19 protein-coding genes are annotated in these 20,767 nt (G+C 69.4%); 8 read left to right on the forward strand and 11 right to left on the reverse strand.

Annotated features, from left to right (window positions below; all coding sequences use genetic code 11):
- Nucleotides 1-174: 174 nt before the first annotated feature.
- The 4 genes from ACIP98_RS29650 to ACIP98_RS29665 all read right to left on the reverse strand — a co-directional run bounded on the left by ACIP98_RS29650 (nt 175) and on the right by ACIP98_RS29665 (nt 2,865).
- On the reverse strand, nt 175-1,140 hold the full coding sequence (locus tag ACIP98_RS29650) for an LLM class F420-dependent oxidoreductase (RefSeq protein ID WP_401978910.1): 966 nt from the start codon (nt 1,138-1,140) through the stop codon (nt 175-177).
- 324 nt (nt 1,141-1,464) lie between these two features.
- On the reverse strand, nt 1,465-1,842 hold the full coding sequence (locus ACIP98_RS29655) for a DUF2267 domain-containing protein (protein WP_401978881.1): 378 nt from the start codon (nt 1,840-1,842) through the stop codon (nt 1,465-1,467).
- Nucleotides 1,843-1,926: 84 nt separating this feature from the next.
- The gene (locus ACIP98_RS29660) at nt 1,927-2,316 is read right to left on the reverse strand and encodes a DUF2267 domain-containing protein (protein WP_401978882.1); all 390 of its coding nucleotides are present in this window, start codon (nt 2,314-2,316) and stop codon (nt 1,927-1,929) included.
- Between the two features lie 114 nt (nt 2,317-2,430).
- Nucleotides 2,431-2,865, reverse strand: coding sequence for an Hsp20/alpha crystallin family protein (locus ACIP98_RS29665; protein ID WP_401978884.1), 435 nt, complete (start codon nt 2,863-2,865; stop codon nt 2,431-2,433).
- Between the two features lie 127 nt (nt 2,866-2,992).
- Here ACIP98_RS29665 and ACIP98_RS29670 point away from each other — a divergent pair, with 127 nt between their 5' ends.
- Nucleotides 2,993-3,673 carry an HSP18 transcriptional regulator gene (locus ACIP98_RS29670; RefSeq protein ID WP_401978885.1) on the forward strand — a complete coding sequence of 227 codons (681 nt, stop codon included), beginning with the start codon at nt 2,993-2,995 and terminating at the stop codon, nt 3,671-3,673.
- Nucleotides 3,674-3,782: 109 nt separating this feature from the next.
- Here ACIP98_RS29670 and ACIP98_RS29675 read toward each other — a convergent pair whose 3' ends face one another.
- Nucleotides 3,783-4,274 (reverse strand): SPW repeat protein, encoded by a 492-nt coding sequence (locus ACIP98_RS29675; RefSeq protein WP_319660882.1) that lies wholly within the window; start codon nt 4,272-4,274, stop codon nt 3,783-3,785.
- A gap of 1,217 nt (nt 4,275-5,491) precedes the next feature.
- On the opposite strand from ACIP98_RS29675, the gene ACIP98_RS29680 reads away from it, so the two are divergent.
- The 3 genes from ACIP98_RS29680 to ACIP98_RS29690 all read left to right on the forward strand — a co-directional run bounded on the left by ACIP98_RS29680 (nt 5,492) and on the right by ACIP98_RS29690 (nt 8,301).
- Nucleotides 5,492-5,923 (forward strand): response regulator, encoded by a 432-nt coding sequence (locus ACIP98_RS29680; protein WP_319660880.1) that lies wholly within the window; start codon nt 5,492-5,494, stop codon nt 5,921-5,923.
- A 219-nt stretch (nt 5,924-6,142) separates the two neighbouring features.
- Nucleotides 6,143-6,988, forward strand: a complete 846-nt coding sequence (locus ACIP98_RS29685; RefSeq protein WP_401978887.1) for an RNA polymerase sigma factor SigF — start codon at nt 6,143-6,145, stop codon at nt 6,986-6,988.
- A gap of 98 nt (nt 6,989-7,086) precedes the next feature.
- Nucleotides 7,087-8,301, forward strand: a complete 1,215-nt coding sequence (locus ACIP98_RS29690; protein ID WP_401978889.1) for a phosphatidylserine/phosphatidylglycerophosphate/cardiolipin synthase family protein — start codon at nt 7,087-7,089, stop codon at nt 8,299-8,301.
- 605 nt (nt 8,302-8,906) lie between these two features.
- Here the strand turns inward: ACIP98_RS29690 and ACIP98_RS29695 are convergent.
- The 6 genes from ACIP98_RS29695 to ACIP98_RS29720 form a co-directional block, all read right to left on the reverse strand.
- Nucleotides 8,907-9,074 (reverse strand): hydrophobic protein, encoded by a 168-nt coding sequence (locus ACIP98_RS29695; RefSeq protein WP_319660878.1) that lies wholly within the window; start codon nt 9,072-9,074, stop codon nt 8,907-8,909.
- Nucleotides 9,075-9,187: 113 nt separating this feature from the next.
- Entirely contained in the window at nt 9,188-9,802 is a 615-nt protein-coding gene (locus tag ACIP98_RS29700; protein ID WP_401978891.1) for a hypothetical protein, read from the reverse strand.
- A 502-nt stretch (nt 9,803-10,304) separates the two neighbouring features.
- A complete protein-coding gene (locus ACIP98_RS29705; RefSeq protein WP_401978893.1) occupies nt 10,305-11,171 on the reverse strand; it encodes an alpha/beta fold hydrolase in 867 nt (288 codons plus the stop codon).
- 567 nt (nt 11,172-11,738) lie between these two features.
- A complete protein-coding gene (locus ACIP98_RS29710) occupies nt 11,739-12,647 on the reverse strand; it encodes a LysR family transcriptional regulator (protein WP_401978895.1) in 909 nt (302 codons plus the stop codon).
- A gap of 217 nt (nt 12,648-12,864) precedes the next feature.
- Nucleotides 12,865-13,371, reverse strand: coding sequence for a nuclear transport factor 2 family protein (locus ACIP98_RS29715; protein WP_401978897.1), 507 nt, complete (start codon nt 13,369-13,371; stop codon nt 12,865-12,867).
- A gap of 82 nt (nt 13,372-13,453) precedes the next feature.
- Nucleotides 13,454-14,191 (reverse strand): SDR family oxidoreductase, encoded by a 738-nt coding sequence (locus tag ACIP98_RS29720; protein ID WP_319660872.1) that lies wholly within the window; start codon nt 14,189-14,191, stop codon nt 13,454-13,456.
- A gap of 1,328 nt (nt 14,192-15,519) precedes the next feature.
- On the opposite strand from ACIP98_RS29720, the gene ACIP98_RS29725 reads away from it, so the two are divergent.
- From ACIP98_RS29725 to ACIP98_RS29740, 4 genes are all read left to right on the forward strand, one after another.
- Nucleotides 15,520-16,449: an SDR family NAD(P)-dependent oxidoreductase gene (locus ACIP98_RS29725; RefSeq protein WP_401978898.1), complete on the forward strand. Its 930-nt coding sequence runs from the start codon at nt 15,520-15,522 to the stop codon at nt 16,447-16,449.
- Nucleotides 16,450-16,745: 296 nt separating this feature from the next.
- A complete protein-coding gene (locus ACIP98_RS29730) occupies nt 16,746-17,615 on the forward strand; it encodes an NAD(P)-dependent oxidoreductase (RefSeq protein WP_319660870.1) in 870 nt (289 codons plus the stop codon).
- Nucleotides 17,616-18,109: 494 nt separating this feature from the next.
- Entirely contained in the window at nt 18,110-18,943 is an 834-nt protein-coding gene (locus ACIP98_RS29735) for a helix-turn-helix transcriptional regulator (protein WP_401978900.1), read from the forward strand.
- Between the two features lie 231 nt (nt 18,944-19,174).
- Complete coding sequence (locus ACIP98_RS29740) at nt 19,175-19,771, forward strand: cation transporter (protein ID WP_401978901.1); 597 nt, start codon at nt 19,175-19,177, stop codon at nt 19,769-19,771.
- Nucleotides 19,772-20,767 lie beyond the last annotated feature (996 nt).

A 20,767-nucleotide genomic window follows, 5' to 3' on the forward strand; every position in this document is an offset into this window, starting at 1 on the left:
TGCTGAGCCCCGCAGACGCTCCGAGCCGCAGGAGCCCCCGACCTCCAGCATGCGCCTTGCCCGGTGACGCCGCGCCCTGCCGGCCCGCGTCGCAGGGGGCGGGCAGGGCCACGCATGGCGGCGGGAATTCCACCGGGGAGGAGGGGTGCTGGCAACCCTCGGCCCAGGAGCGGCTCACAGTTCCCGGAGCGCGGGCAGGAGCGTCTTCTCGGCCCAGTCCAGGAACGGGAGCTGAGCGTCACCTCCAACCTGTACGAGAGCGACCTCGGTGAATCCCGCCTGCACATACGGGCGTACCGCTTCGACGAAGACCTCGGGATTGTTGCCGCAGGGGATGGACCGCGCGACGTCCTCCTCGCGCACGTACGAACTCGCGGAGGCGAAGGCGGGGGGGCCGGGGAGTTCGGCGTTGACCTTCCAGCCGCTCCCGAACCAGCGGAACTGCTCGTGCGCCCGCTGCACGGCCGCACCCCTGTCCGGGTCGTAGCAGACAGGGAGCTGGCCGACGCGGGCCTTACCCATCCCACCGTGCTCTTCGAACGCGGTCACCAGTTCTGCGTCCGGTTCGACTGCGATCATCAGGTCTCCGAGACGGGCCGCCATTTCGCAGGACTGTGCCCCGGACACTGCGATCCCGATCGGCGGAGGGCGGTCGGGCAGATCCCACAGCTTCGCTGACTCTACGTCGAAGTGCTCGCCCCGGTGGTTGACGTAGCCTCCGTCGAAGAGCGCACGAATGATTTCCACTGCCTCGTTCAGCATGTCCTGGCGGACGTCCGCCGAGGGCCATCCACCACCGACCACATGCTCGTTCAAGTTCTCCCCAGACCCAAGCCCCAGCCGGAACCGCCCCCGGGACAGCAGTTGCATCGTCGCTGCCTTCTGCGCGACGACGGCCGGGTGGTAGCGGATGGTCGGACAGGTGACGTAGGTCATCAGGGGGATCCGGGACGTCGCCTGCGCGGCCGCGCCCAGCACACTCCAGGCGTACGGCGCGTGACCCTGCTCCTTCAGCCACGGAAAGTAGTGGTCGGACGTCACGGAGAAGTCGAAGCCGGCCTCCTCGGCGCGAACCACATGGTTCACCAGCTCCTGAGGGCCAGCCTGCTCGGTCATCATCGTGTATCCGAATTGCGTCATACCGGGCGGCTGCCCACGGACGTCCAGGGAAAACGGCGGTGACGCGGGTACGCCGGCGCACCGCGCCGGCGTGTGCCGCCCGTGATCACTGGACGCGCTGCGTGACCCTTTGTGCACGGTCGTCGCTGTCGTGCTCGTCGTCGCGGCCGTCTGCATTCCCGTGCTGCTTGTGTACCTGCTTGCCGGAGGCTGACGCACTCCGTGGGGCGGACCGGAGCCGCGGGCCCCGCGGCTGCCGGTTCGGGGGTCTGGCCGCGGTGTGCGGGGTCAGGCGGAGAGTGTGAGTTCGGCGCGGCCGAACAGCAGCGCGTAGCCGTTGGGCAGTTAGTTCAGGATGCGGGTGATGAGGTCGTCTCCGGCGAGTCGGGCGACGACGGCGAAGACGGTGCCGGCATCCCAGCGTGCGGTGGCCGGGGTGCCGCCGGTGCGTTGGGCCAGGTCGCTGACGAAGCCGAAGCCGGTCCGGGGGGTGGTGGCGGGGATCTGGGCGGTGAGCTCGAGGGCGGCGTCGAGGGGAAGCCGGGCGGCCAGGGCGACGCGCTCTTCGCCGGTGAGCTGCCGGCCGAGGGCGGCGAGCACGTGGCGTACAGCCTGCTCGGCCTGTTCGCTCGTCGCGTAGGCGCCCTCGTACCGGACGTGTTCGACCATCTGCTCGAACGACATCGCCGCTGCTGGGCGCGCTGACTGGAGTTGCTGGGCCATCTGCGGGTGCTCTTTCTCTTTTTGGTGCGCTGGATGCGGTGGAAGGGGGGAGGGGAGGAAGGTGTTCGCTCTTGCCGACCGTGGTCAGCCGGGTCCGAGGCTGCCGAACAGCAGGTCGTAGCCGGGGGGCAGTTGCAGCAGGAGCCGTCGCAGAAGGCCCGGTCCGGCCTCCTCGGCGGCCACGCTGAGCACCGCGCCCACGTCCCACCGTGCGGTCTGGTCGGTGGCGCCCTCGATCCAGGCGGCGGTGGCCCGCACGAACCGCTCCGCGTCCAGTGGTTCGGTGGCCTGCATGGGGTTGAGCAGGATGAGCGCGTACGTCTCGGGCAGCCGTGCGGCGAGTTCGGCGCGTTCCTCGCCGACCACGTGTGCGCCCAGAAGGGCGAGGACCACGCGGGCCGCCCGGTCCGCTTCCTGAGGTGTGGAGTACTCGCCGCGTTCCTGAACCCGCGCCAGGAATGCTTCGGATCGCATGACCACGGATCTGCCCCCTTGCTGTCTGGCGCGGAGGACGGGGCCGGCATGACCAAGGAATGGCCGTCCGTCCTCCGCTGCCTGTGTGGTGCGGGGTTCCGTCCGGTTCCGGGATCAGCCGCTGATCTGCTTGCGGTCGCCGGAGGACGTGATGGAGATCTTGCGGGGCTTGGCCCGTTCCGCGACGGGGATGCGCAGCGTGAGCACGCCGGCGTCGTAGTCGGCCTGGATGTGCTCGGTGTCGAGGGTGTCGGCGAGCACCAGCTGCCGGGAGAAGACACCCAGCGGCCGCTCGGACAGCTCCATCTGCACGTCCTCGGCCTTGGCCGTGGGCCGTCGCTCGGCCTTGACGGTGAGCATGTTCCGTTCCACGTCGATGTCGATCGCCTCGGCCGAGACGCCGGGCAGGTCGAAGAGGATCACATACTGGTCGCCCTCGCGGTAGGCGTCCATGGGCATGGCGGTGGGCCTGGACCAGGTGCCGGTCGCTCCCACCAGCTGCTGGGCCAGACGGTCCAGTTCACGGAAGGGGTCGGTGCGCATCAACATCGTGAAACACCTCCAAGCGTTCGGGCAGTAACTGCCAATGCGCTTCACCTGCCTTCCGTTGTAGCATGTCATCCAAGCGATGACAAACAAGACGTCGTCGGAAGGATGACAACAGGGGGTGCCTCCATTGGCGACGGACCCGACCGACCCGACCGCCCGAACGGCCGACGACCGAGCCGTTCCGTTCCCCGCCGCCGCGATCGCCCTGGCCTCCATCGAGGAGGCCCTTCGTATCGCCCGTGCCGCGGACGACACCGCGCCGCGACCAGGTCCTGACGAGGGTCCGGCGGAGGCACTGGCCTCACTCATCCTTCTGCGTGAGGTGCGCGAGCAGCTGGCCCGCTGGGAAAGCGGCCTGATCGAGACCGCCCGCGCCGCTGGTGCGAGCTGGGCCGACCTGGCCGACCCGCTCGGCGTCGCGAGCCGGCAGGCGGCCGAGCGCCGCTATCTCCGCCTACGGCCGGGAGCGGCGGGCACCACGGGGGAGCAGCGCGTGAAAGCCACTCGCGACGGCCGGGCCGCCGATCGCTCGGTCAATGTGTGGGCCCGGGACAAAGCCGCCGACTTGCGCCGGCTCGCCGCACAGGTCACCGCTCTGACCGACCTGCCCGAATCGGCACGCCCCGCTGTCGCAGCCGTGGACCGCGCTCTGGCCCACGACGACGCGGCCAGGCTGCTGGCTCCCCTCGCCGCCACACATCCCTTTCTGGAGTCCGGCCACCCCGATCTCGCCGCGGCCGTCGGCAGCCTCACTCGTCACACCGACCGGCTACGCGAGAGCAGCCATCAGCAGCGCCGTAGGGACTAGTGAAGTCGGCTCCCGGATCAACGCCCGAGCCGCAGTCGCCTTCCTTGACGCAGTGATCGGCCGTGGCCATCTGGCCTCATCTGCGGCGACGTTCCGCGGCCAGTTTGTGTCAGCCGCGCCTCATGCCTCCAGGGGTGTCCGACATGGTGTGCCCCGCCGTGCGGGCGCTGCCGGGGCGCGTTGTCGCCGCTGCGAGCGCGACCACCAGGCCGATCACCCCGACGATCACATTGTTGGTGATGGTGCGCCAGTTGCTGACGTCACCCGCGACACACCAGGGCGAGATGATCGTCCACAGGGCGATGACGGCCGCCGCCCAGGCCTTGGAATGAGTGCGCTCGAAGCCTCGTCCCACGCCGCCCATGAGCAGCGCGTACGCGATACCGGCGATGAGATTGTTGACGGCGATCGTCGACAGCGTGCTGAAGCCGAAAATCGCGTTGAAGCCCGCGATCCACGGTGAAGCAGCCAGGTAGGTGCCTATGAGGAGACCCATCGCCTCTACTGCCTGACCGCGATTGGTCGCGGTCGCACGCTCGTAATCGGCGCGGAGCTCCAGCAGATCCGGGTGCTGTTCGATGCCGGGCTGTGTGCGAGACATACTGACCATCTCCTGTCATGTCGGACATTCCACTGGTCCGTCTACCCGCACTCGCGCACCCGAGTCCGGTCACCCTGTGTGCAGGAGCGGGCTTGCCCTTCGCTGCTGACGCCGGCATCAGCGTTACGGAAGTGGCCCACGCGGTGAGTGGGTCCACGGCGCCAGTGATGCCACGGCAAGGCTGACCCCGGCGGAATTGCGGCGCATTCTGGAAGAGCGGTTCCGATCGTCCCGGCCGGGCTTCCGCCTCGGGCGGGGGCCGCGCGACGATCGTCCCGGCGTGGTCCGGGGTCTCCGCACAGGGCTGCGCCGGACGCCGCCACCCGAGGGGCGGCAGTCGACGGGCGCCATCCGGCGAGGCTGGGCAGGGTGGGGAGCGGCAGGCATGCTGGCCCCCTCCGGTCGCCAGCCATGACAGGGCCCCTGTTGCCGGATAGCGGCAGGGGCTCTGTCGCCGTGACCCGTGACCGGCCGCCGGAGGTGGCCGCATCCTGGTGGTGCGGTCCCGCCCGGCGGAACCACAGCCCCTCAGGGCGGGACCGCCCCTCACGCAACCGGCCGCGCCCGGCGTGCACGCCGTCAAGATCGGCACCAGAGTGTGTCGGAGCAGAGGTTTCCGCTCACCCCCAGGCGGACCCTCCACCATGAGTCGACCCCCGCCGCACGACTACGGCGGGGGTCGGGTCTTTGCTCAGCTCACCGTGCCGCGGTGCCCTCCAGGGCGTCGGCCACCGTCACGCTCGCCACCACGCGACTGGCGTGGTGAGGTGCAAGACGTGAAGCGCTTTGGGCGCCGACCTCGACCGCAGCCCCCGGGTGACAACTCTTGTTGTCGTTTTCGGGGGCGCGCGCCTATGGTGTGAACATGCCTGGCATCCACTTCTCCCTGCGGATGAGCGAGGAGGAGATCGCCGCGCTCACCGCCGGCGCGGTCGATGACCTTGTTCGTGACCTGGTCGCTCGTGCCTTTGAGCGCCTGCCGTGGGGTGAGCAGTCGCCCGCCCAGGCGGAGGCGTTGGCACATCTGCACATGCTGGTTCATCTCCGGCAGGCCATCGAACGCCTGGAAGAGAACGCTGCGCACGAGGCGGCCGACGCCGGTGCCGGCTACCCGCAGATCGGCAGGGCCTCCAACATGACCCGGCAGGGCGCGCGCCGCCGATGGCCGGGACTGATCACCCACGACCCCACCCCCCACGACACTCCCCGAGCTCTCGATGATGATCGCCCCCGCCCGCCCCTACGACGTGCTGCTGGTCGAGGACGACGCCGCCGACGCGATGCTCATCGAGGACGCCCTCACCGCGCGCGGCACCCGCAACATCACGCAGGTCGAGGACGGCATGGCGGCCCTGGACTACCTTCGTGATCCGGGCAACCCGCGGCCGCACCTCATCGTGCTGGACCTGAACATGCCGCGCATGAACGGCCGCGAACTGCTGGCCGTCATCAAGACCGACGAGGACCTGCGGACGATCCCGGTGGTGGTCCTCACCACCTCCTCCGCGCCCGCCGACGTCTCCGGCGCCTACCAGCAGCACGCGAACGCCTACGTCACCAAGCCCGTCAACCTGGACGACTTCGAGCGCGCCGTGCAGAGCATCGACGCCTTCTACCTCGACACCGTCACCAAGCTCCCACGGCAGTAGCGTGTCGGCCGCGGGACGGCTCGCGGACCTGCCGGCTGCCCTTTCGAGTGGCCGCCCCAGGCCGCGCCGAGCCGACCCCGGCCAGGCGCCCGGCCCGGCCCGACTCCGGCCACCGCCTCGTTTCGCCGAAGGTTCGAATGCCGGGCGTGATCCGGGGCAGATGGGCGATGCCTTGGAAGTGCAGAACGCACCAGGAAACAGGTTGAGGAGGGCGCTGGGATGCAGGTAGTGGCCGATGACGTGGTCGAGACGGCGCAAGACTTCGGTGCGCCGGAGGAGCTGCCGGAGGTGTCCGGCACGATGACGGCCCCGGAGGTCCGGCAGGTCTCCAAGGTGATGTTCGCGCGGCTGCAGACGCTGGAAGAGGGCACCGCCGACTACCAGTACGTCCGCAACGCGCTGATCGAGATGAACGGGGCGCTGGTGCATTTCGCGGCCCGCCGCTTCTCCCGGCGCGCGGACCAGATGGAGGACATCCTGCAGGTCGGCACGATCGGCCTGATCAAGGCGGTCGACCGGTTCGATCCCGACTACGGGGTGGAGTTCGTGACCTTCGCGCTGCCGACCATCGTGGGGGAGATGAAGCGGTTCTTCCGCGACACCAGCTGGTCGGTCCACGTGCCGCGGCGGCTGCAGGAGCTGCGCCTGGACCTGGCCAAGGCGACCGACCTCCTGGCGGTCGAGCTGGACCGGGCGCCCACGGTCGCCGAGCTCGCGGCCCGGATGGAGATCGGCGAGGACGAGGTCGTGGAGGCGATGACGGCCGCCAACGCCTATTCCGCCGCCTCCCTGGACGCACCGCCCACCGAGGAGAGCGACAGCGGGACCGGCTGGGCCGACCGGCTGGGCTACGACGACAACGCTTTCGGCAAGGTGGAGGAGATCGAGGCGGTCAAGCCGCTGATCCGGCAGCTGCCGGAGCGGGACCGGCTGATCCTGTCCCTGAGGTACGGCCACGACATGACGCAGGCACAGATCGGCGAGCGCCTCGGCATCTCCCAGATGCAGGTCTCCCGTCTCCTGACCCGGATCCTCACCCGGCTGCGCACCCAAGCTCTCCAGTAGTCCGGACCAGCGCCCCCGGGACTGCGGTGTGGGGCCAGCGGCAAGGTGGCCGGCCCCACCCACCTTTTCGACTTCTGTTTTTCCAGGAGAAGCACCGCATGAGTATCGAGAAGACCCTTGTCACACCCCAGCCGGGTGACCACGGCCTGGTGCAGGCGGAGGAGCGCAAGCAGCGTCTGCGCCGGCGTCTGGAAAGGCTGATCGGGGTTGCCGCGACCGAAGGCAACGAGCTTGTTCCGCTGCGCAACGGGGACGAGATCTTCCCCGCGATGCTGGCGGCGGTCCGCGAGGCCGTTCACGTCATCGACATGATGACGTTTGTGTACTGGCGCGGCCAGATAGCCCGCGACTTCGCCGCTGCTCTGGCCGACCGAGCCCGCGCCGGTGTGCGGGTGCGGCTGCTGCTGGACGGCTTCGGGGCCAAGGAGATCGAACAGGACCTCCTCGACGACATGGACGCCGCCGGAGTGCAGGTCGCCTGGTTCCGCAAACCTGTGTGGACCTCCCCGCTCAAGCAGAACCACCGGTGCCATCGCAAGGCTCTCATCGTGGATGAGCACACCGCGTTCACCGGCGGGGTCGGCATCGCCGAGGAATGGTGCGGCAACGCCCGCACCCCCGAGGAGTGGCGTGACACCCACGTCAAGGTCCGTGGCCCCGCGGTTGACGGGATCGCGGCCGCGTTCGCCCAGAACTGGGCCGAGTGCCACGACGAACTGTTCGACGAGCGCGACCGCTTCAGCGAACACACCCAGCCGGGCTCCTCGACCGTGCAGGTGGTGCGCGGCTCGGCCAGCTTCGGCTGGCAGGACCTGCAGACCCTCATCCGCGTCATGCTCACCTCCGCACAGGAACGCTTTCGCCTCTCAACCGCCTACTTCGCCCCCGACCCGTACTTCATCGACCTGCTGTGCGCCACCGCCCGACGTGGCGTCCAGGTCCAGATCCTGCTCCCCGGCCCGCACACCGACCAGCGCGCCTGCCAACTCGCGGGCCAGCACCACTACGCGGCGCTGCTCGCAGCCGGTGTCGACATCCGCCAGTACCAGCCGACGATGCTCCACACGAAGATCATGACGGTGGACCGGGTCGCCGCGCTGATCGGCTCCACCAACTTCAACCGCCGCTCGATGGATCATGACGAGGAAGTCATGCTCGCCGTCCTCGACGAGACCTTCACCGGCATCCTGGACGACGACTTCGATCACGACCTGACACGCAGCGAGGCGATCGAGGCGGACCGGTGGAAGCGCCGGTCCCTGCCGCAGCGACTGAAGGAAGCAGCCGTCATCCCCGTGCGGCGCTTTCTGTGACCTGGGGACGGGTCACGGGGGGCCGGACCCTTGGCCATTGAAGGTTGTCTCTTTCCGGTGCAGAGGGCCGCCGCGAATTGAGAGCCTCCGGGGGATCGAGCGTCACTCGCTGTGAGAAGTTCACGGACGCACAGTCCCTGGACAACGCGCATCAGGAGGTCCGTTGCGCAGAATGCCGGTGCATCAGTTCCGGGTTCGGAGAGTCCGACAGTCCCGGCCGCGTCGAACCGTCGTGAACAAGGGGCCCCGCGTCGCCGGCGGGGCCCCGGGCCCTGTCCGCGAAGGACAGACAACGATGGAAGCCTAGCGGCGCCTCTGCCATGAACGACGGCCTCCCAGGCCGACGCGCGGAGTCCGACCGGAAATGTGACCGCATCGTCGGTCCGACCCCGAGCGCGGGGCCCGCCGTCCCTGGCCTCTGGAAATGCAGCACGCATGGAACAGGGCGGCCTCGGGGAACAGGGTTGGCGGAGCGCGCCGCCGCGCGTTGACGGCGAGCCGCCTTGGTTGCGTCCACCCCCCGGAGCGGGTGGGAAGTACGAAGGGTGGGGTTCGCGGCCACGTCGGCGGCACGAGCCCCACCCTTGGAGTTGGATGGTGTCAGCTCACCATCGGTACCAGCGGCGGCGTCCGCCGCCTTCGGCGGCCCGGAAGACGAAGCCGAGGGCCCACACCACCAGCACGATGATGGCGATCCACCACAGGGCCTTGAGGGCGAACCCGGCGCCGAACAGCACCAGGGCGAGTAGCAGGACAAGCAGCAAAGGAACCATGTCGTCAACCTCCTGACGTTGCGTCTGCCCCGGGGACCGGCCACTACGCGTGCGCAGGCCGGAGTCGCCTCGGGGTGCGGTCCGCGGGTTCGCAGGTGTCGCGGTCGCGCGCGTCAGTACGCCAGATGCCAGCTGGTGGTGGGCACGTGAGGGGGCAGTGAGGGGGTGTGCTGGGCGAGGGAGCGGGCGCGCTGCCACATGCCGTGTACCTGCTCGGTGGGACGCTGCTGCTCTCCGTGCAGGGCGTTGACGATCACCAGACCACCGGTCAGCGCCGGCACCAGCCATTGCAGGCATGCCAGATGACGCTGCGCGGTGGTCAGGTCGACGGGGTGCTCCGTGGCCTTCTGCGCGTCCTCCGGCCGGTCGGAGGACGCGAGCCTGATCTTCCTTCCGAGCAGGCCGCTGTATGCGGTGGCGGCCAGAGCGGCCCCGGTGAGCACGGTCTTGACCAGCGTGGAGGTCGCCACGCCCTGCTGGACGGCGACGCGGGGTGCGTTCACCGCGAGCAGGCCGCCGGCGCCGATCAGGTGGCAGCCGATCGCCGCGGCGTTGACCGGTGCCCACTTCTCCCAGCCCGAAGCGGCGATCCGGGCGTTTCCACGCTCGTTGCCACCTTCGGCCCGGGCAGCGCCGTTCAGGCCGACCGCGCCCATCAGGGAGCCGCCGTGCCATGCGGCCAGTCCCACATCGTGCAAGCTCCGCAGGACGGTATGGCGTTCGGACATGCTCGCGCTCCTTGGGGTAGCGATCTCAGACGACGGTGGCCCTCGGCTTTCCCTCACCGTGACCCACCGCGGCTGTCGCCGCCAGCGCAGCTGGTACGAACGAGCCCGCGGATCCCACGCCCGCCGGGTCCTGAGCTCGGTCCTGATGCTGCCGGGGCCCGCCCGGCGTGCAGCCCGCGTGGCCGGGGGGCGCCGACCAGAGGCCGGGCGTCGCGGACGTAGATCTGGCGACAGTCCTTCCACGCTGCCCTGACCAGGTGCACGTCGGGCCGTGGATCGCGCGGGCAAAGGCCGCGGCCCACCGGGTTCGAAAGGGATCCGCGGGGAGGCCGCGGGCACCGTGGAAGCACCGCGGGCACGGAGTACGGGTCGCCGTAGAGCGGTGTGTCGACGTCGAGGACTTGCTCGCCGTCCGCCGGCAACCTACTCCGAGCCTCTGGGGACGATGCCGGCCTCCGAGCCCCGCGCCGCCATGTGAGGCGGGGACCTGCCTCGGTCGCGCTCAGCTGAGGACGCGGCCGAGGAATCCGTGGATGTAGCCGCTGATGGCGGTCAGGTGGGTTTCCAGGGCGAAGTGCCCGGCCGGCAGCAGGTGGACTTCCGCGTCCGGCAGATCGCGCGTGAACGCCCGCGCACCGTCAGGCCCGAAGATCTCGTCGCCTTCGCCCCAGACCGCAAGCAGCGGCACCTGGCTGGTGCGGAAGTACTCCTGCAGCTGGGGGTAGCCGTCGATGTTGGTCGGGTAGTTCCGGAAAAGCGCCAGCTGGACCTCATCATTGCCGGGCCGGTCCAGCAGAGTCTGGTCGTGCAGCCAGTTGTCCGGGCTGACCAGGCTTTTGTCCAGAGCGCCGTTCTCGTACTGCCAACGGGTCGTCTCAGCCGTGAACTTGGCTCGTGCGCCTGGCTCGGTGTCCGCTCCGGGGGTCGTGGCGTAGGCGAAGAGGTCGTCCCAGAAGGGCTTGGCAAACCCTTCCATATAGGCATTACCGCTCTGCGAGATGATCGCGGTCACCTCGTACGCGGGATCGAGCGCCAGCCGCCACCCTATAGGGGCACCGTAGTCGTGGACATACACGGAGAAACGGCTGATGCCCAGACTGTCGAGCAGTCCGGCGGTGACCTTCGTGAGGTTGTCGAAGGTGTACTCGAACTCGTCGACCCTGGGCATGGAGGACTGTCCGTAGCCGATGTGATCCGGCGCGAGCACGTGGTAGTCGTCGGCAAGCGCAGGGATGAGGTGACGGAACATGTGGGAACTGCTCGGGAATCCATGCAGGAGGAGGACGACCGGCGCACCGGCAGGACCGGCCTCGCGGTAGAAGACCCGCTGCCCCTCGATGGCCGCCGTGCGGTGATGGGTGGGGAGCATGCTGCCCTCCAGAAGTATCCGAGCATGGAACGCAATCAAGCCGGGAATCGACGTGGCCGGACATCGGCACCATCGACGCGAGTTCGTCCCCTTTGACGGTGGCACAACGCTCTGACGCTTCGTTCTCCGTCAAACGCTAGACCCGTCTTCGAGGCGGGGCCACTGGAAACGGGGGCGGGCCCCAGCGCAGCGTCGGGGTGAAGTGGCCCCGTTACCGTAGGTGCAAATGACGGGAGCGCCGGCCTTTCCGGACATTCCGGCTCGCTGCCGCGGGGGATCTTCACGGGTGTGGGGGGGCGGGCGCTCCGGCCTCGGGGCTCCGGCAGGCGGCGGCGTCACCGACGCGCCGACAACTCCCGCTCACGTCTGGCAATCTGCCGTCGCAGCGCTGATCGGCCGTTTGATCCACGTGAGCTACTCGGCGGAGGGAAGCATCACGGACCCCGGTCGCCCCGGCGAGCATTTCGCCGAGGCTCCGGCTTCGCCGCGTTCGTGCCGACTGCGAGTCGGCAGCCGCACTGCGCCCGCGTCCCCGCGCGGTCGGTGACGCTGAGCTGACCGAGCGGATCACCCCGGGCCACACGCGATCGGAGACGCCAGCGCCGCGACGAGTGCGGCGAGTTCGCGCTGCCGGGAGTCGGCTCGCCAGACGGCCCAGGTGTGGCGGACGACCGGGTGGCCGATCAGGGGGTGCCAGACCAGCCCTCCGGGCAGGGGGTGGACCCAGGCCGGTGAGGCGAGGGCGAAGGCGCGACCCGTTCCCACTGCCGCGAGTTTCACTTCGCGCGGGACAGGGCGATCATCGTCTCCTGCGCTGTCGATGTCCGTGATGCCGTGGCTGTGAAGGGTGGCAACGACCTGGTCGTGCCATGCCGGCGCGTCGGATCGGGCGAAGCCGACCCAGGACAGGCCGCTCAGGCGGTGCAGCCGTACGCCGCCGGCGTCGGCCAGTTCATCCGCGCGCGAGACGGTGAGGACGACACCCATGGACTCCTCCACTGCCAGAACGCTGTCGAGAACGGCGTCTGTCGGGCGGTCGCGCACGAGGGCGATCTCGATCTCCCCGGCTCGCAGAGCCGCGAGCTGTGCGGTGCTGGGCGCGTGCTGGAGGTCCACGGGCACATTGGGATATGTGGCGCTGACCTCCGCGATCGCCATGGGCAGCAGGTCCGTGGGAAGTTCCAGTGGGACCCCCACGCGCAGTCGTCCCACTGGGGCAGCGGGGCGAGTGAGGGTGGCCATGAGTTCGTCGTGCTCCTCGACGAGAGCCCGCGCCCGGGCGAGCAGTGTCACGCCGAGTTCTGTCGGGCGCGCTCCACTGTGGTCGCGCACGAGCAGCCGCCCACCTACTTGGCGTTCGAGTGAGCGGACCGTCTGCGACAGGGCGGACTGGCTGACGTGCATCGCGCGTGCTGCCGCCGACAGGCCGCCTTCGTCCACGACGGCCACGAAGGCCCGCATCTCTCGGATCTCCATCGCGTCAAGGCCCCTTCCTGGCAGAGATGATCCAGCGAGCAACGGCCCGGGATGATGCCCCCCGGGAGGACGGGCGTCACCGGCGGTGCTCCGGGCCGCCCCTGGGTGAGGCACACCCGCACTGGAGGCCCGTGGTTGTGGCCCGACCTCGGCGTGGCGGCGATCGCGTACGCACAGACCGGGCCCCCGGCGATGGGACCGTGCCGGCCGGGCCGGATCAGGTTGGGGAGCCCAGGACCGCCGGGTCGCCCTGGAACCAGGCGAGCTCGCCCAGGAGGTGCTTGATGCGCCACGTCCCGCTGTGGCGGACCAGCGCGGCGGTGTACCGGTTCATCAGGAGGGCGTGCCGGGTCCGTGCCGGGTCGGGGCCTTCGCCCGGCGGGAAGTGCATGACCTGCGCATTGCAGCGCACGGTGGCGGTGTCGGCGGTGACATCGATGCGGAGGTTGCTGAGGCTGTGGCTGGTGTCGAGCGGGCCGACGCCTGCCATGAGCGCGCCGACCACCATCTCCCGTGGACCGAGGACGGGGAACTCCAGGCCGATCTTGTCGGTCGCCGGGGTGACGTCGACCACGGCGTCCTCGGTCAGAGAGGAGGTGAGCAGGTCAGCGTCCGCGAGGTCGAGACCCGCGGCGAAGCGGTGCATGGCATCGGCGATGGCCGCCCGGTCTTGGAGAAGACCGATTGCGGCGGCGGTGGTGGTGGTCGTGTCGGCACTGGTCATGACAGTTCTCACGTTCCTTGCGGGGGTCCATGGTGCGGCGGGCGATCCGGATACGGCCGCTGGCCACCCGCTGGACGGGCGGTCAGATGGCCGTCGCCCCACCGTCGACGGCGAGGTTGGCGCCGGTGAAGAAGCTGGAGCGGGACGAGGCGAGGAAGAGGATGGCCTCGGCGATCTCGGAGGGTCCGGCGGTACGGCGCAGCGGGATGCCCTGGCCGAGCGCGGCCACACCGTCGCCCCATTCGGCGACAACACCGTCGGTGATGGTCGGGCCGGGTGCCACCGAGTTGACGCGGACACCGCTGGGACTGAACTCGGCCGCCCAACTGCGGGTGAACGAGGCCAGGGCAGCCTTGGTGGCGCTGTAGGCGGAGGCCCCGGGCACACCCATCACGGCCGCCATGGTGGAGACGTTGATGATGTTTCCCGCACCCTTGGCGATCATGGCCGGTACGAGCGCGGCAGTGAGGAAGAACGTGCCGCGGACGTTGGTGTCGAATATCTTCTGAAACGACTCAACATCCTGCTCCACGGTCGCCGCGACGGGGAACAGAGAGGCGTTGTTGACGAGGATGTCCACCGGGCCGGCGTCCTTGGCGAGCCTGGCGACGGCTTCGAGGTCGCCCAGATCCGCCGCGACGAACCGCGCTGTGCCAGGACCGCCCGCCAGCTCGGCGGCAGCCTCGGCACCCCGCTCGGGGTTTCTTCCCGCGATGACGACGGTGGCGCCCTCGCGGACGAACAGCCGCGCGGTCTCCAGGCCGATGCCGGCGGTGCCACCGGTGATGAGTGCGGTCTGGTCCTTCAGTTCTTGGTCCATGGTGATTCCTTCTTGTGTATGGCAATAGCGCCAAAGCTTGTCGAACGTCGGTGTCGGCCGGTGGCCGGACTCGGCCGTGGTCGGGGTCTGCTTCTGCCGCGACCGGTACAGCGCCGGGTTCGGGACCTGTGGGCGATCTCCATGCCCCGCTCCGGTGCCCGCCCGTGCTCGACGACCTGGCTGACGGCGCCCACAGCAGGCCGGGCCGGGTAAGGCCGGAACGCCGTCCTGGACGCGAGGGAACCCAGGATTGCGTACTTCCGAGAATATGCGGGAAAGGGCATGATAATTACTTCCGAAAGTACCGAATGCTACGGGGCGGACCCGCGGGGAGTGAATGTCCGCCGGCTTGAAGTGGTAAAGGGTGAGAGGGAAGTAGCCGGCAGGCGGTCCCGCCAGTTCCATCTGACCACAAAGGGAACCGGATCACCCACTCGGCGGCCACGTGTTTTCTTATACCCTCTCGTGGCTCCCCTTCTGGAAGGAGTGAGGGTCCGGTGCCCGGCCCTACTGACCATCGGGAGCGGCGCCGGCACCATCCTCGGATGCACAGGTCTGTCCGCCCGGTTCCGGCAGGCCGCCCAAACCCGCCACATCAGGGGCGAAGATCTGGACAACCCGCCACCGCTGTGTGTCGGCACGGTTCGGGGGAGAGCGGCGGGCGCATGGGGGCGCGCCTGGGTGGTGTGACGGCCTGGCGGGCCCCCGCGGCACGCACAGGTAGCGACCATGACGCTGCTACGCGCCAGGCCACTCAAGCCGACCGTGGGCAAGAGCGCGGCGCGGCGTCGCGGGACCAGCGCATGCGGTATCCGCAGGGTGGTGTACTGACGCCTGAACGTCGCGCCCCTGCTCCAAGCCCAGCCGGTAGTCCGTGCTGATGCCGGCGAGCATCGCGAGCTCCTCCCGACCCAGGCCCGGGACTCGCCTGCGCCCTCCGGTGCCGATCCCCGCGTCCTCCGGCCTGATCAGTCCGCGACGGGCACGCGGAAAGCTGCCGAGGGCATTCTGAGAAGGCATACCGGGAGGCCAGGCGCTGTACGCCGCACATGGCCGGCCCTGCGCCCACCAGGCTCCGCGGGACCCGTCCGAGAGGTTCCGGCGAATCGGCACGAGGCCGGGCATAGCCCTGCCAGTCCCAGGGTTCGCAGGGTTCTGGCTCTGCATCGAGCCCTCGCCCAGTATTGCTGTGTCGGCCTGAGCGGTAATGCCCCGGACTGTTCTCGTCAATGCGCTCGCCCGGGATTGCGCGACAGGTCGGGACCGGAAATCCGTAATGGCGTTCCATTCGCCGCCAGGAACCTCACGACAGGCAGGGCTTCAACACCATGACTCGCATCACCACTTCCTTCGGATTTTCTTCCACGGCAGCGGAAGTCGCGGAAGGCATCGACCTGACCGGCCGCCGCGCGGTCGTCACCGGCGCGTCCTCGGGTATCGGCGTCGAGACGGCGCGTGTCCTCGCCTCCATCGGCGCCGAGGTCACCCTGGCCGTACGCAACACCGACACGGGCGAGAAGATCGCTGCCGAGATCACCGCATCGACCGGCAACAAGAACGTGCACGTCAGCCGCCTCGACGTGTCCGACCAGGAGTCGGTCACGGCCTTCGTCAGGTCCTGGAGCGGCCCGCTGCACCTGCTGGTCAACAACGCCGGCGTCATGGCCATCCCGGAACTGCAGCGCACGCCCGAGGGCTGGGAGATGCAGTTCGCCACCAACCACCTCGGCCACTTCGCGCTGACCAACGGCCTGCACGGCGCGCTGGCCGCCGACGGCGAAGCCCGCGTGGTCGTCGTCAGCTCCCAGGGACACCTCATCTCCCCAGTGGTCTTCGACGACATCAACTACCGCTACCGCGCCTACGACGCCATCGGCGCCTACGGCCAGTCCAAGACCGCGACCGTGCTGTTCGCCGTCGCGGCGAACCAGCGCTGGGCCGCCGACGGCATCACCGCCAACGCCCTGATGCCCGGCGCCATCGCCACCAACCTGCAGAAGCACACCGGCGGCCTGCGGACCCCCGTGGAGCTGCGCAAGACCGTCGAGCAGGGCGCGGCCACCACCCTCCTGGTCGCCACGTCTCCGCAGCTCGCCGGTGTCGGCGGCCACTACTTCGAGGACTGCAACGAGGCCATCCAGGTGCCCGACGGCAACGGCTGGACCAGCGGCGTCGCCCCCTACGCCCTCGACCCCGACAACGCCGACCGCATCTGGGAGATCTCCCACCGCTTCCTGCGCGAGGCGGGCCGCGGCTGACGCCACCACCCCCCGCGCCAACGCGGGCATGACCTCCACTTCGCCGGTGGAAGTCCCCCGCAGGCGGACGACGCCACGAACGCCGCACCTGCCCGCCGGACGCGAACGAGTTACGCACACACGAAGAACGGGCCGCGGCCGTCAGCCACCACGCGGTGGCTGAGGCCGGACCCACCCCGGGCTCCATCCGCTCCACCCGAGCGGAACCCGGAGCCGGCCCTCCCACACGCCCGTGCACGGACACCCTGTCACCGGCACCGCCGAGCCCGAGCACCATCACCCCAGGAGAGAGCTACGTGACGAACAACCACGCGCTGCAGAACATCGGATGGATCGGCCTGGGCGACCAGGGCGCACCCATGGCCCGCGCAATCGCCGACTCCGGCTACCCGCTCCAGGTATGGGCCCGTCGCAGCAGCTCGCTCGACGCGCTCGACGGCCTGCCCTACACCGTCCACACCACCGTTGCCGAGCTCGGTGCAGCCGGCGACATCGTCGGACTGTGCCTGCGTGAGGACTCCGACATCCGGGAGGTCCTCACCGACGGCGGGCTGCTCGCCGGCATGAAGCCCGGCTCCGTCATCGTCAATCACGGCACCGGCCTTCCCCAGTTCGCCAACGAGATGACCGACATGGCGGCAGCCAGGGGCATTCACGTCCTGGACGCGCCGGTCAGCGGCGGCAACGCCGGAGCGGTCGCCCGCCGGCTGACCACCATGGTCGGCGGCGACGCGCGGATCGTCGAACGGTGCCGTCCGGTCTTCGAGACCTTCTCGAAGAAGGTCACCCATATGGGCCCGACAGGAGCCGGCCAGCTGGGCAAGCTCATGAACAACACCCTGCTGATGATGAACCAGCGCAACGTCCAGGAGATCCTCCAACTGGCCCAGGACCTCGGCCTGGACATCGCCGCCCTGGTCGACCTCCTGCGCTCCGGCACCGGCTCGAGCTTTGCCCTGCAGGCCCTCGGCGGCGCCGTCACCACCGGCAACGCCGAGCACCTGACGACGCTGCAGCTCATCGACATGGACATCTTCGACGACGCCGTCCGGGCCCTGGGACACAGCGTCCCCGACATCACCGCCCGGGCGGTGGAGGGAGCACGCGGCCTGCCCGGAGCGGCCCGCATCACCGCCGGCGTACCCGGCCCGGCGCCGGCCGCCTGAACTCCGGCCGCCGTCTGCGCACCAGGCGGCACAGCGGCCGGCATGGGCAAGGCGACCGCCGTGAGAACGACGCCACCTGGCACGCGCCACGTCCGCGTCATGGCCCACCAGGCCATGACGCGGACGGCCATCCACCCAACGGTGCTGTGGAGGGCCGACACGTCGCCCAGTACCGCCACCCTCGCCTCCGTGGTCGAACACGCCGAGTTCCCGCCGGTGACGGCAACGTCACCGGCCCCCATTCCCCAACGAGGAGCAGCGCTCCGTAGGGTGGGCCCCAGACCGCATCCGTGTTCCCGCGCTCCCTGCGACTCCCGCCGCAGCGCGACCGAAGGTCACCGGGAGTAATCTGCCAAGACCGGCATCACATCCTCCTTGTCGGACTCTTGACCTGCTGGTGAGGCGCGGACAACGCGCCGCTCCATCATTGGCCAGTCCACTCACAGGGCCCTTCGGTTCCTCCCGTACGCACACGACGACGTACCGTGGAAACCATGGGTGGCAAGCAACTGGGGGACTACCTGCGGGCCCGCCGTGAAATCGTCCGGCCCGAAGACGTCGGTCTCCCTCCGGGCGGCCGCCGCCGGGTGCCGGGCCTGCGCCGAGAGGAACTCGCACTGCTCGCAGGCATCAGTACCGACTACTACCTGCGACTGGAACAGGGCCGGGACCAGAACCCCTCACCGCAGGTCCTCGACGCCCTGGCGCGCGTCCTGCAGCTGGACGGACCCGCCACCGCCCATCTCCACGCACTGGCCGGTCCGCCGCGGCGAAACCACGAGCTCCCTGAACCGGACCACGTCAGCCCGGGGATGCGACAACTGATCTCGACGTGGTGGTCGCAAACACCCGTGATCGTCCTCAACCGGTCCATGGATGTCCTCGCCTCCAACGCGCTGGCCACCGCCATGTCCCCGATCTTCCTCCCGGGTGTGAACGTCATCCGTGCCGCGTTCCTCGACACAGACCTGCGCAGCCTGTACCTCAACTGGGACGAGATGAGCATCCGTGCCGTGGCCGGCCTCCGCGCCCTGGTAGGGACAGAACTGGAAGACGGACGAGTGGTGGAACTCGTCGGCGAACTGACGGCCGCCAGCCCGGAGTTCCAGCGCCTGTGGGTCCGCCACGACGTCAGCCCGCGCGGCGCCGGCGTAGCGCGGCTGAACCACCCGGGCGTCGGCGAGATGACCCTGCAGTACGAGCGGCTCACCGTGGCGGGGACCCACGGTCAGCTCATCGTCGTCTTCCATGCCGAACCCGGCAGCCCGTCCGCGGAGAAGCTGGCCCAACTCCAGGCCGAGACGGCCAGTGCCAGGCTTCCCCGATGAGCGACCCGCGCGGTCTGCCGTGGCCGGGCCATCCATTGGCGACCTGGACCCCGCGTCCTATGGGGTTGCAGCGGACAGGCTCCCGCAGCCGCCGTTCGGTTGGCCTTTCAAGGGGAGCAAGAAGACCTCGTGGTCGTCGTCGGGCACTGTGAACGGGAACGTCACCGCCGTTGACTGGCTACGCTCCGTGCCCGGTTGGAGGCTGCCTCAGGTGGCTGAGAGACTCGGGCGGTGACTGCGAACGACACCATCCGCCCGGCTCTGCTGCGCCGGGGCTTCATCCTGGAGTACGCGACCCTCGCCTGGAATGTGATCGGCATCGTTGTCCTAGCGATCGCCGCCTGGTCGGCGCGGTCGGTGGCCCTGGCCGGGTTCGGCTTGGACTCCCTGATCGAGATCGGCGCCTCGACGACGGTGGTCTGGGAGCTGTCGGGCACCGGTGAGGCCCGCCAACGCCGCGCGCTGAAGCTGATAGGCGTCGGGTTCGCCTTGCTCGCTGTCTACCTCCTGGTGCAGTCCACCTGGGTGCTGGTGGCCGGCTACCACCCGCACCACTCGCCGCTGGGCATCATCTGGACGGCGATCACCGCCGCCGTGATGTTCGCCCTCGCCGCAGGCAAGGCGCGCACCGGCGCCGTGCTGGACAACCCCGTGTTGCAGACCGAGGGCCGGGTCACCCTGATCGACGGCCTGCTGGCCGCCGCGGTCCTGCTCGGCCTGGTCCTCAACAGTGCCGTCGGCTGGTGGTGGGCCGACCCGGCCGCCGGCTACGTGCTCGTCTACTACGCCATCCGCGAGGTCAGGGAGATCTTCGCCGGCCACCACTGACAGGGAGGACGAAGGCAGAGACGACCCGTAACTGGCCGCTGGCGGGGACCGCCATCTGGCCGTCCCCGGGGAATTGACACTGGCCGCTGACACGCGGGAGTGGATACCTGCTTCTGAGCTCAGCTCTGAGGTGCGTCTGGTGATGGCTTGATCACGAGGTGGTAGGTGGGCCGAGTCCCTACGCTGAGCGCCTTCACGTCTCGGGAGGTTCGGTTGATACGGGGGAGCACACTCGGGCAGGACTTCCGATGGTTGTGGGGTGTCTATGCGGTCAGCGCAGCAGGCAGTGCCGTCGGCATGGGGCGTTGCCGCTGATTGCCCTCCTCGTGTTGGATCCCTCCGCATTCCAGGTCTCTTTGCTGGCTGCGTCGTCCGCAGTGGTCAGTGGGGTGATCGCTTTGCCGCGCGGTGTGCGTATCGAGCACCAGTACAGCGGCCGGTCATAATCACTGCCGATCTGGCCCGCTGGGTGCTGCTGGTGAGCGTTCCGGTCGCCATGCTTTCGACGGGATCACCTTCGCCCCGTTGTATGCGTCGGAGTTCTCCAGACGGCGGCATCTGTCGCGTTCGACGCGGCGAGTGGGGCGCACCTGAAGGCACTTGTCTGCCCGAGCACCGTCCTCGTGCCAACAGTCTGTTCGAGACGACCAACTGGATCAGCACCAGCGCCGGCCCACCCGTCGGCGGGCTTCTGATCGGAGCGCTGGCGCGGCCGCCACCACGGCCATGGCCGTCCAGGCCCCCTTCGGAGCTGCCGTCCCCGAGCCGGCACCCGCCACCGGGCCACGCCGAACCGGGACGTCATCCCTGGCTTGCCCACCACCCGAGCCCGGCCAGGTGGCCAGCGCCTCGAATACGCGGCGAATCACCTGCGAGGATGTGGACGACGGTGACAGCAGGTGAACAGGGGGGCCAGTGAGAGATCCGTTCGAAGATGGCGGCATCGTGGACAAGGTTATGCCGTGGCTCTTGCTCGGGACTGCATTGATGAAGCTC

This window comes from Streptomyces sp. NPDC088354, from assembly GCF_044753585.1.
In the GTDB taxonomy this organism is placed as follows: Bacteria; Actinomycetota; Actinomycetes; order Streptomycetales; family Streptomycetaceae; genus Actinacidiphila.

What these genes read in the sequence shown, in the direction of transcription:
- ACIP98_RS29650 (WP_401978910.1), bottom strand. Translation starts at nt 1,140, where the DNA reads ATGACGCAATTCGGATACACGATGATGACCGAGCAGGCTGGCCCTCAG.
- ACIP98_RS29660 (WP_401978882.1), bottom strand. Translation starts at nt 2,316, where the DNA reads ATGCGATCCGAAGCATTCCTGGCGCGGGTTCAGGAACGCGGCGAGTAC.
- ACIP98_RS29685 (WP_401978887.1), top strand. Translation starts at nt 6,143, where the DNA reads ATGCAGGTAGTGGCCGATGACGTGGTCGAGACGGCGCAAGACTTCGGT.
- ACIP98_RS29655 (WP_401978881.1), bottom strand. Translation starts at nt 1,842, where the DNA reads ATGGCCCAGCAACTCCAGTCAGCGCGCCCAGCAGCGGCGATGTCGTTC.
- ACIP98_RS29695 (WP_319660878.1), bottom strand. Translation starts at nt 9,074, where the DNA reads ATGGTTCCTTTGCTGCTTGTCCTGCTACTCGCCCTGGTGCTGTTCGGC.
- ACIP98_RS29715 (WP_401978897.1), bottom strand. Translation starts at nt 13,371, where the DNA reads ATGACCAGTGCCGACACGACCACCACCACCGCCGCCGCAATCGGTCTT.
- ACIP98_RS29700 (WP_401978891.1), bottom strand. Translation starts at nt 9,802, where the DNA reads ATGTCCGAACGCCATACCGTCCTGCGGAGCTTGCACGATGTGGGACTG.
- ACIP98_RS29680 (WP_319660880.1), top strand. Translation starts at nt 5,492, where the DNA reads ATGATGATCGCCCCCGCCCGCCCCTACGACGTGCTGCTGGTCGAGGAC.
- ACIP98_RS29720 (WP_319660872.1), bottom strand. Translation starts at nt 14,191, where the DNA reads ATGGACCAAGAACTGAAGGACCAGACCGCACTCATCACCGGTGGCACC.
- ACIP98_RS29710 (WP_401978895.1), bottom strand. Translation starts at nt 12,647, where the DNA reads ATGGAGATCCGAGAGATGCGGGCCTTCGTGGCCGTCGTGGACGAAGGC.
- ACIP98_RS29735 (WP_401978900.1), top strand. Translation starts at nt 18,110, where the DNA reads ATGGGTGGCAAGCAACTGGGGGACTACCTGCGGGCCCGCCGTGAAATC.
- ACIP98_RS29675 (WP_319660882.1), bottom strand. Translation starts at nt 4,274, where the DNA reads ATGTCTCGCACACAGCCCGGCATCGAACAGCACCCGGATCTGCTGGAG.
- ACIP98_RS29665 (WP_401978884.1), bottom strand. Translation starts at nt 2,865, where the DNA reads ATGTTGATGCGCACCGACCCCTTCCGTGAACTGGACCGTCTGGCCCAG.
- ACIP98_RS29705 (WP_401978893.1), bottom strand. Translation starts at nt 11,171, where the DNA reads ATGCTCCCCACCCATCACCGCACGGCGGCCATCGAGGGGCAGCGGGTC.
- ACIP98_RS29690 (WP_401978889.1), top strand. Translation starts at nt 7,087, where the DNA reads ATGAGTATCGAGAAGACCCTTGTCACACCCCAGCCGGGTGACCACGGC.
- ACIP98_RS29725 (WP_401978898.1), top strand. Translation starts at nt 15,520, where the DNA reads ATGACTCGCATCACCACTTCCTTCGGATTTTCTTCCACGGCAGCGGAA.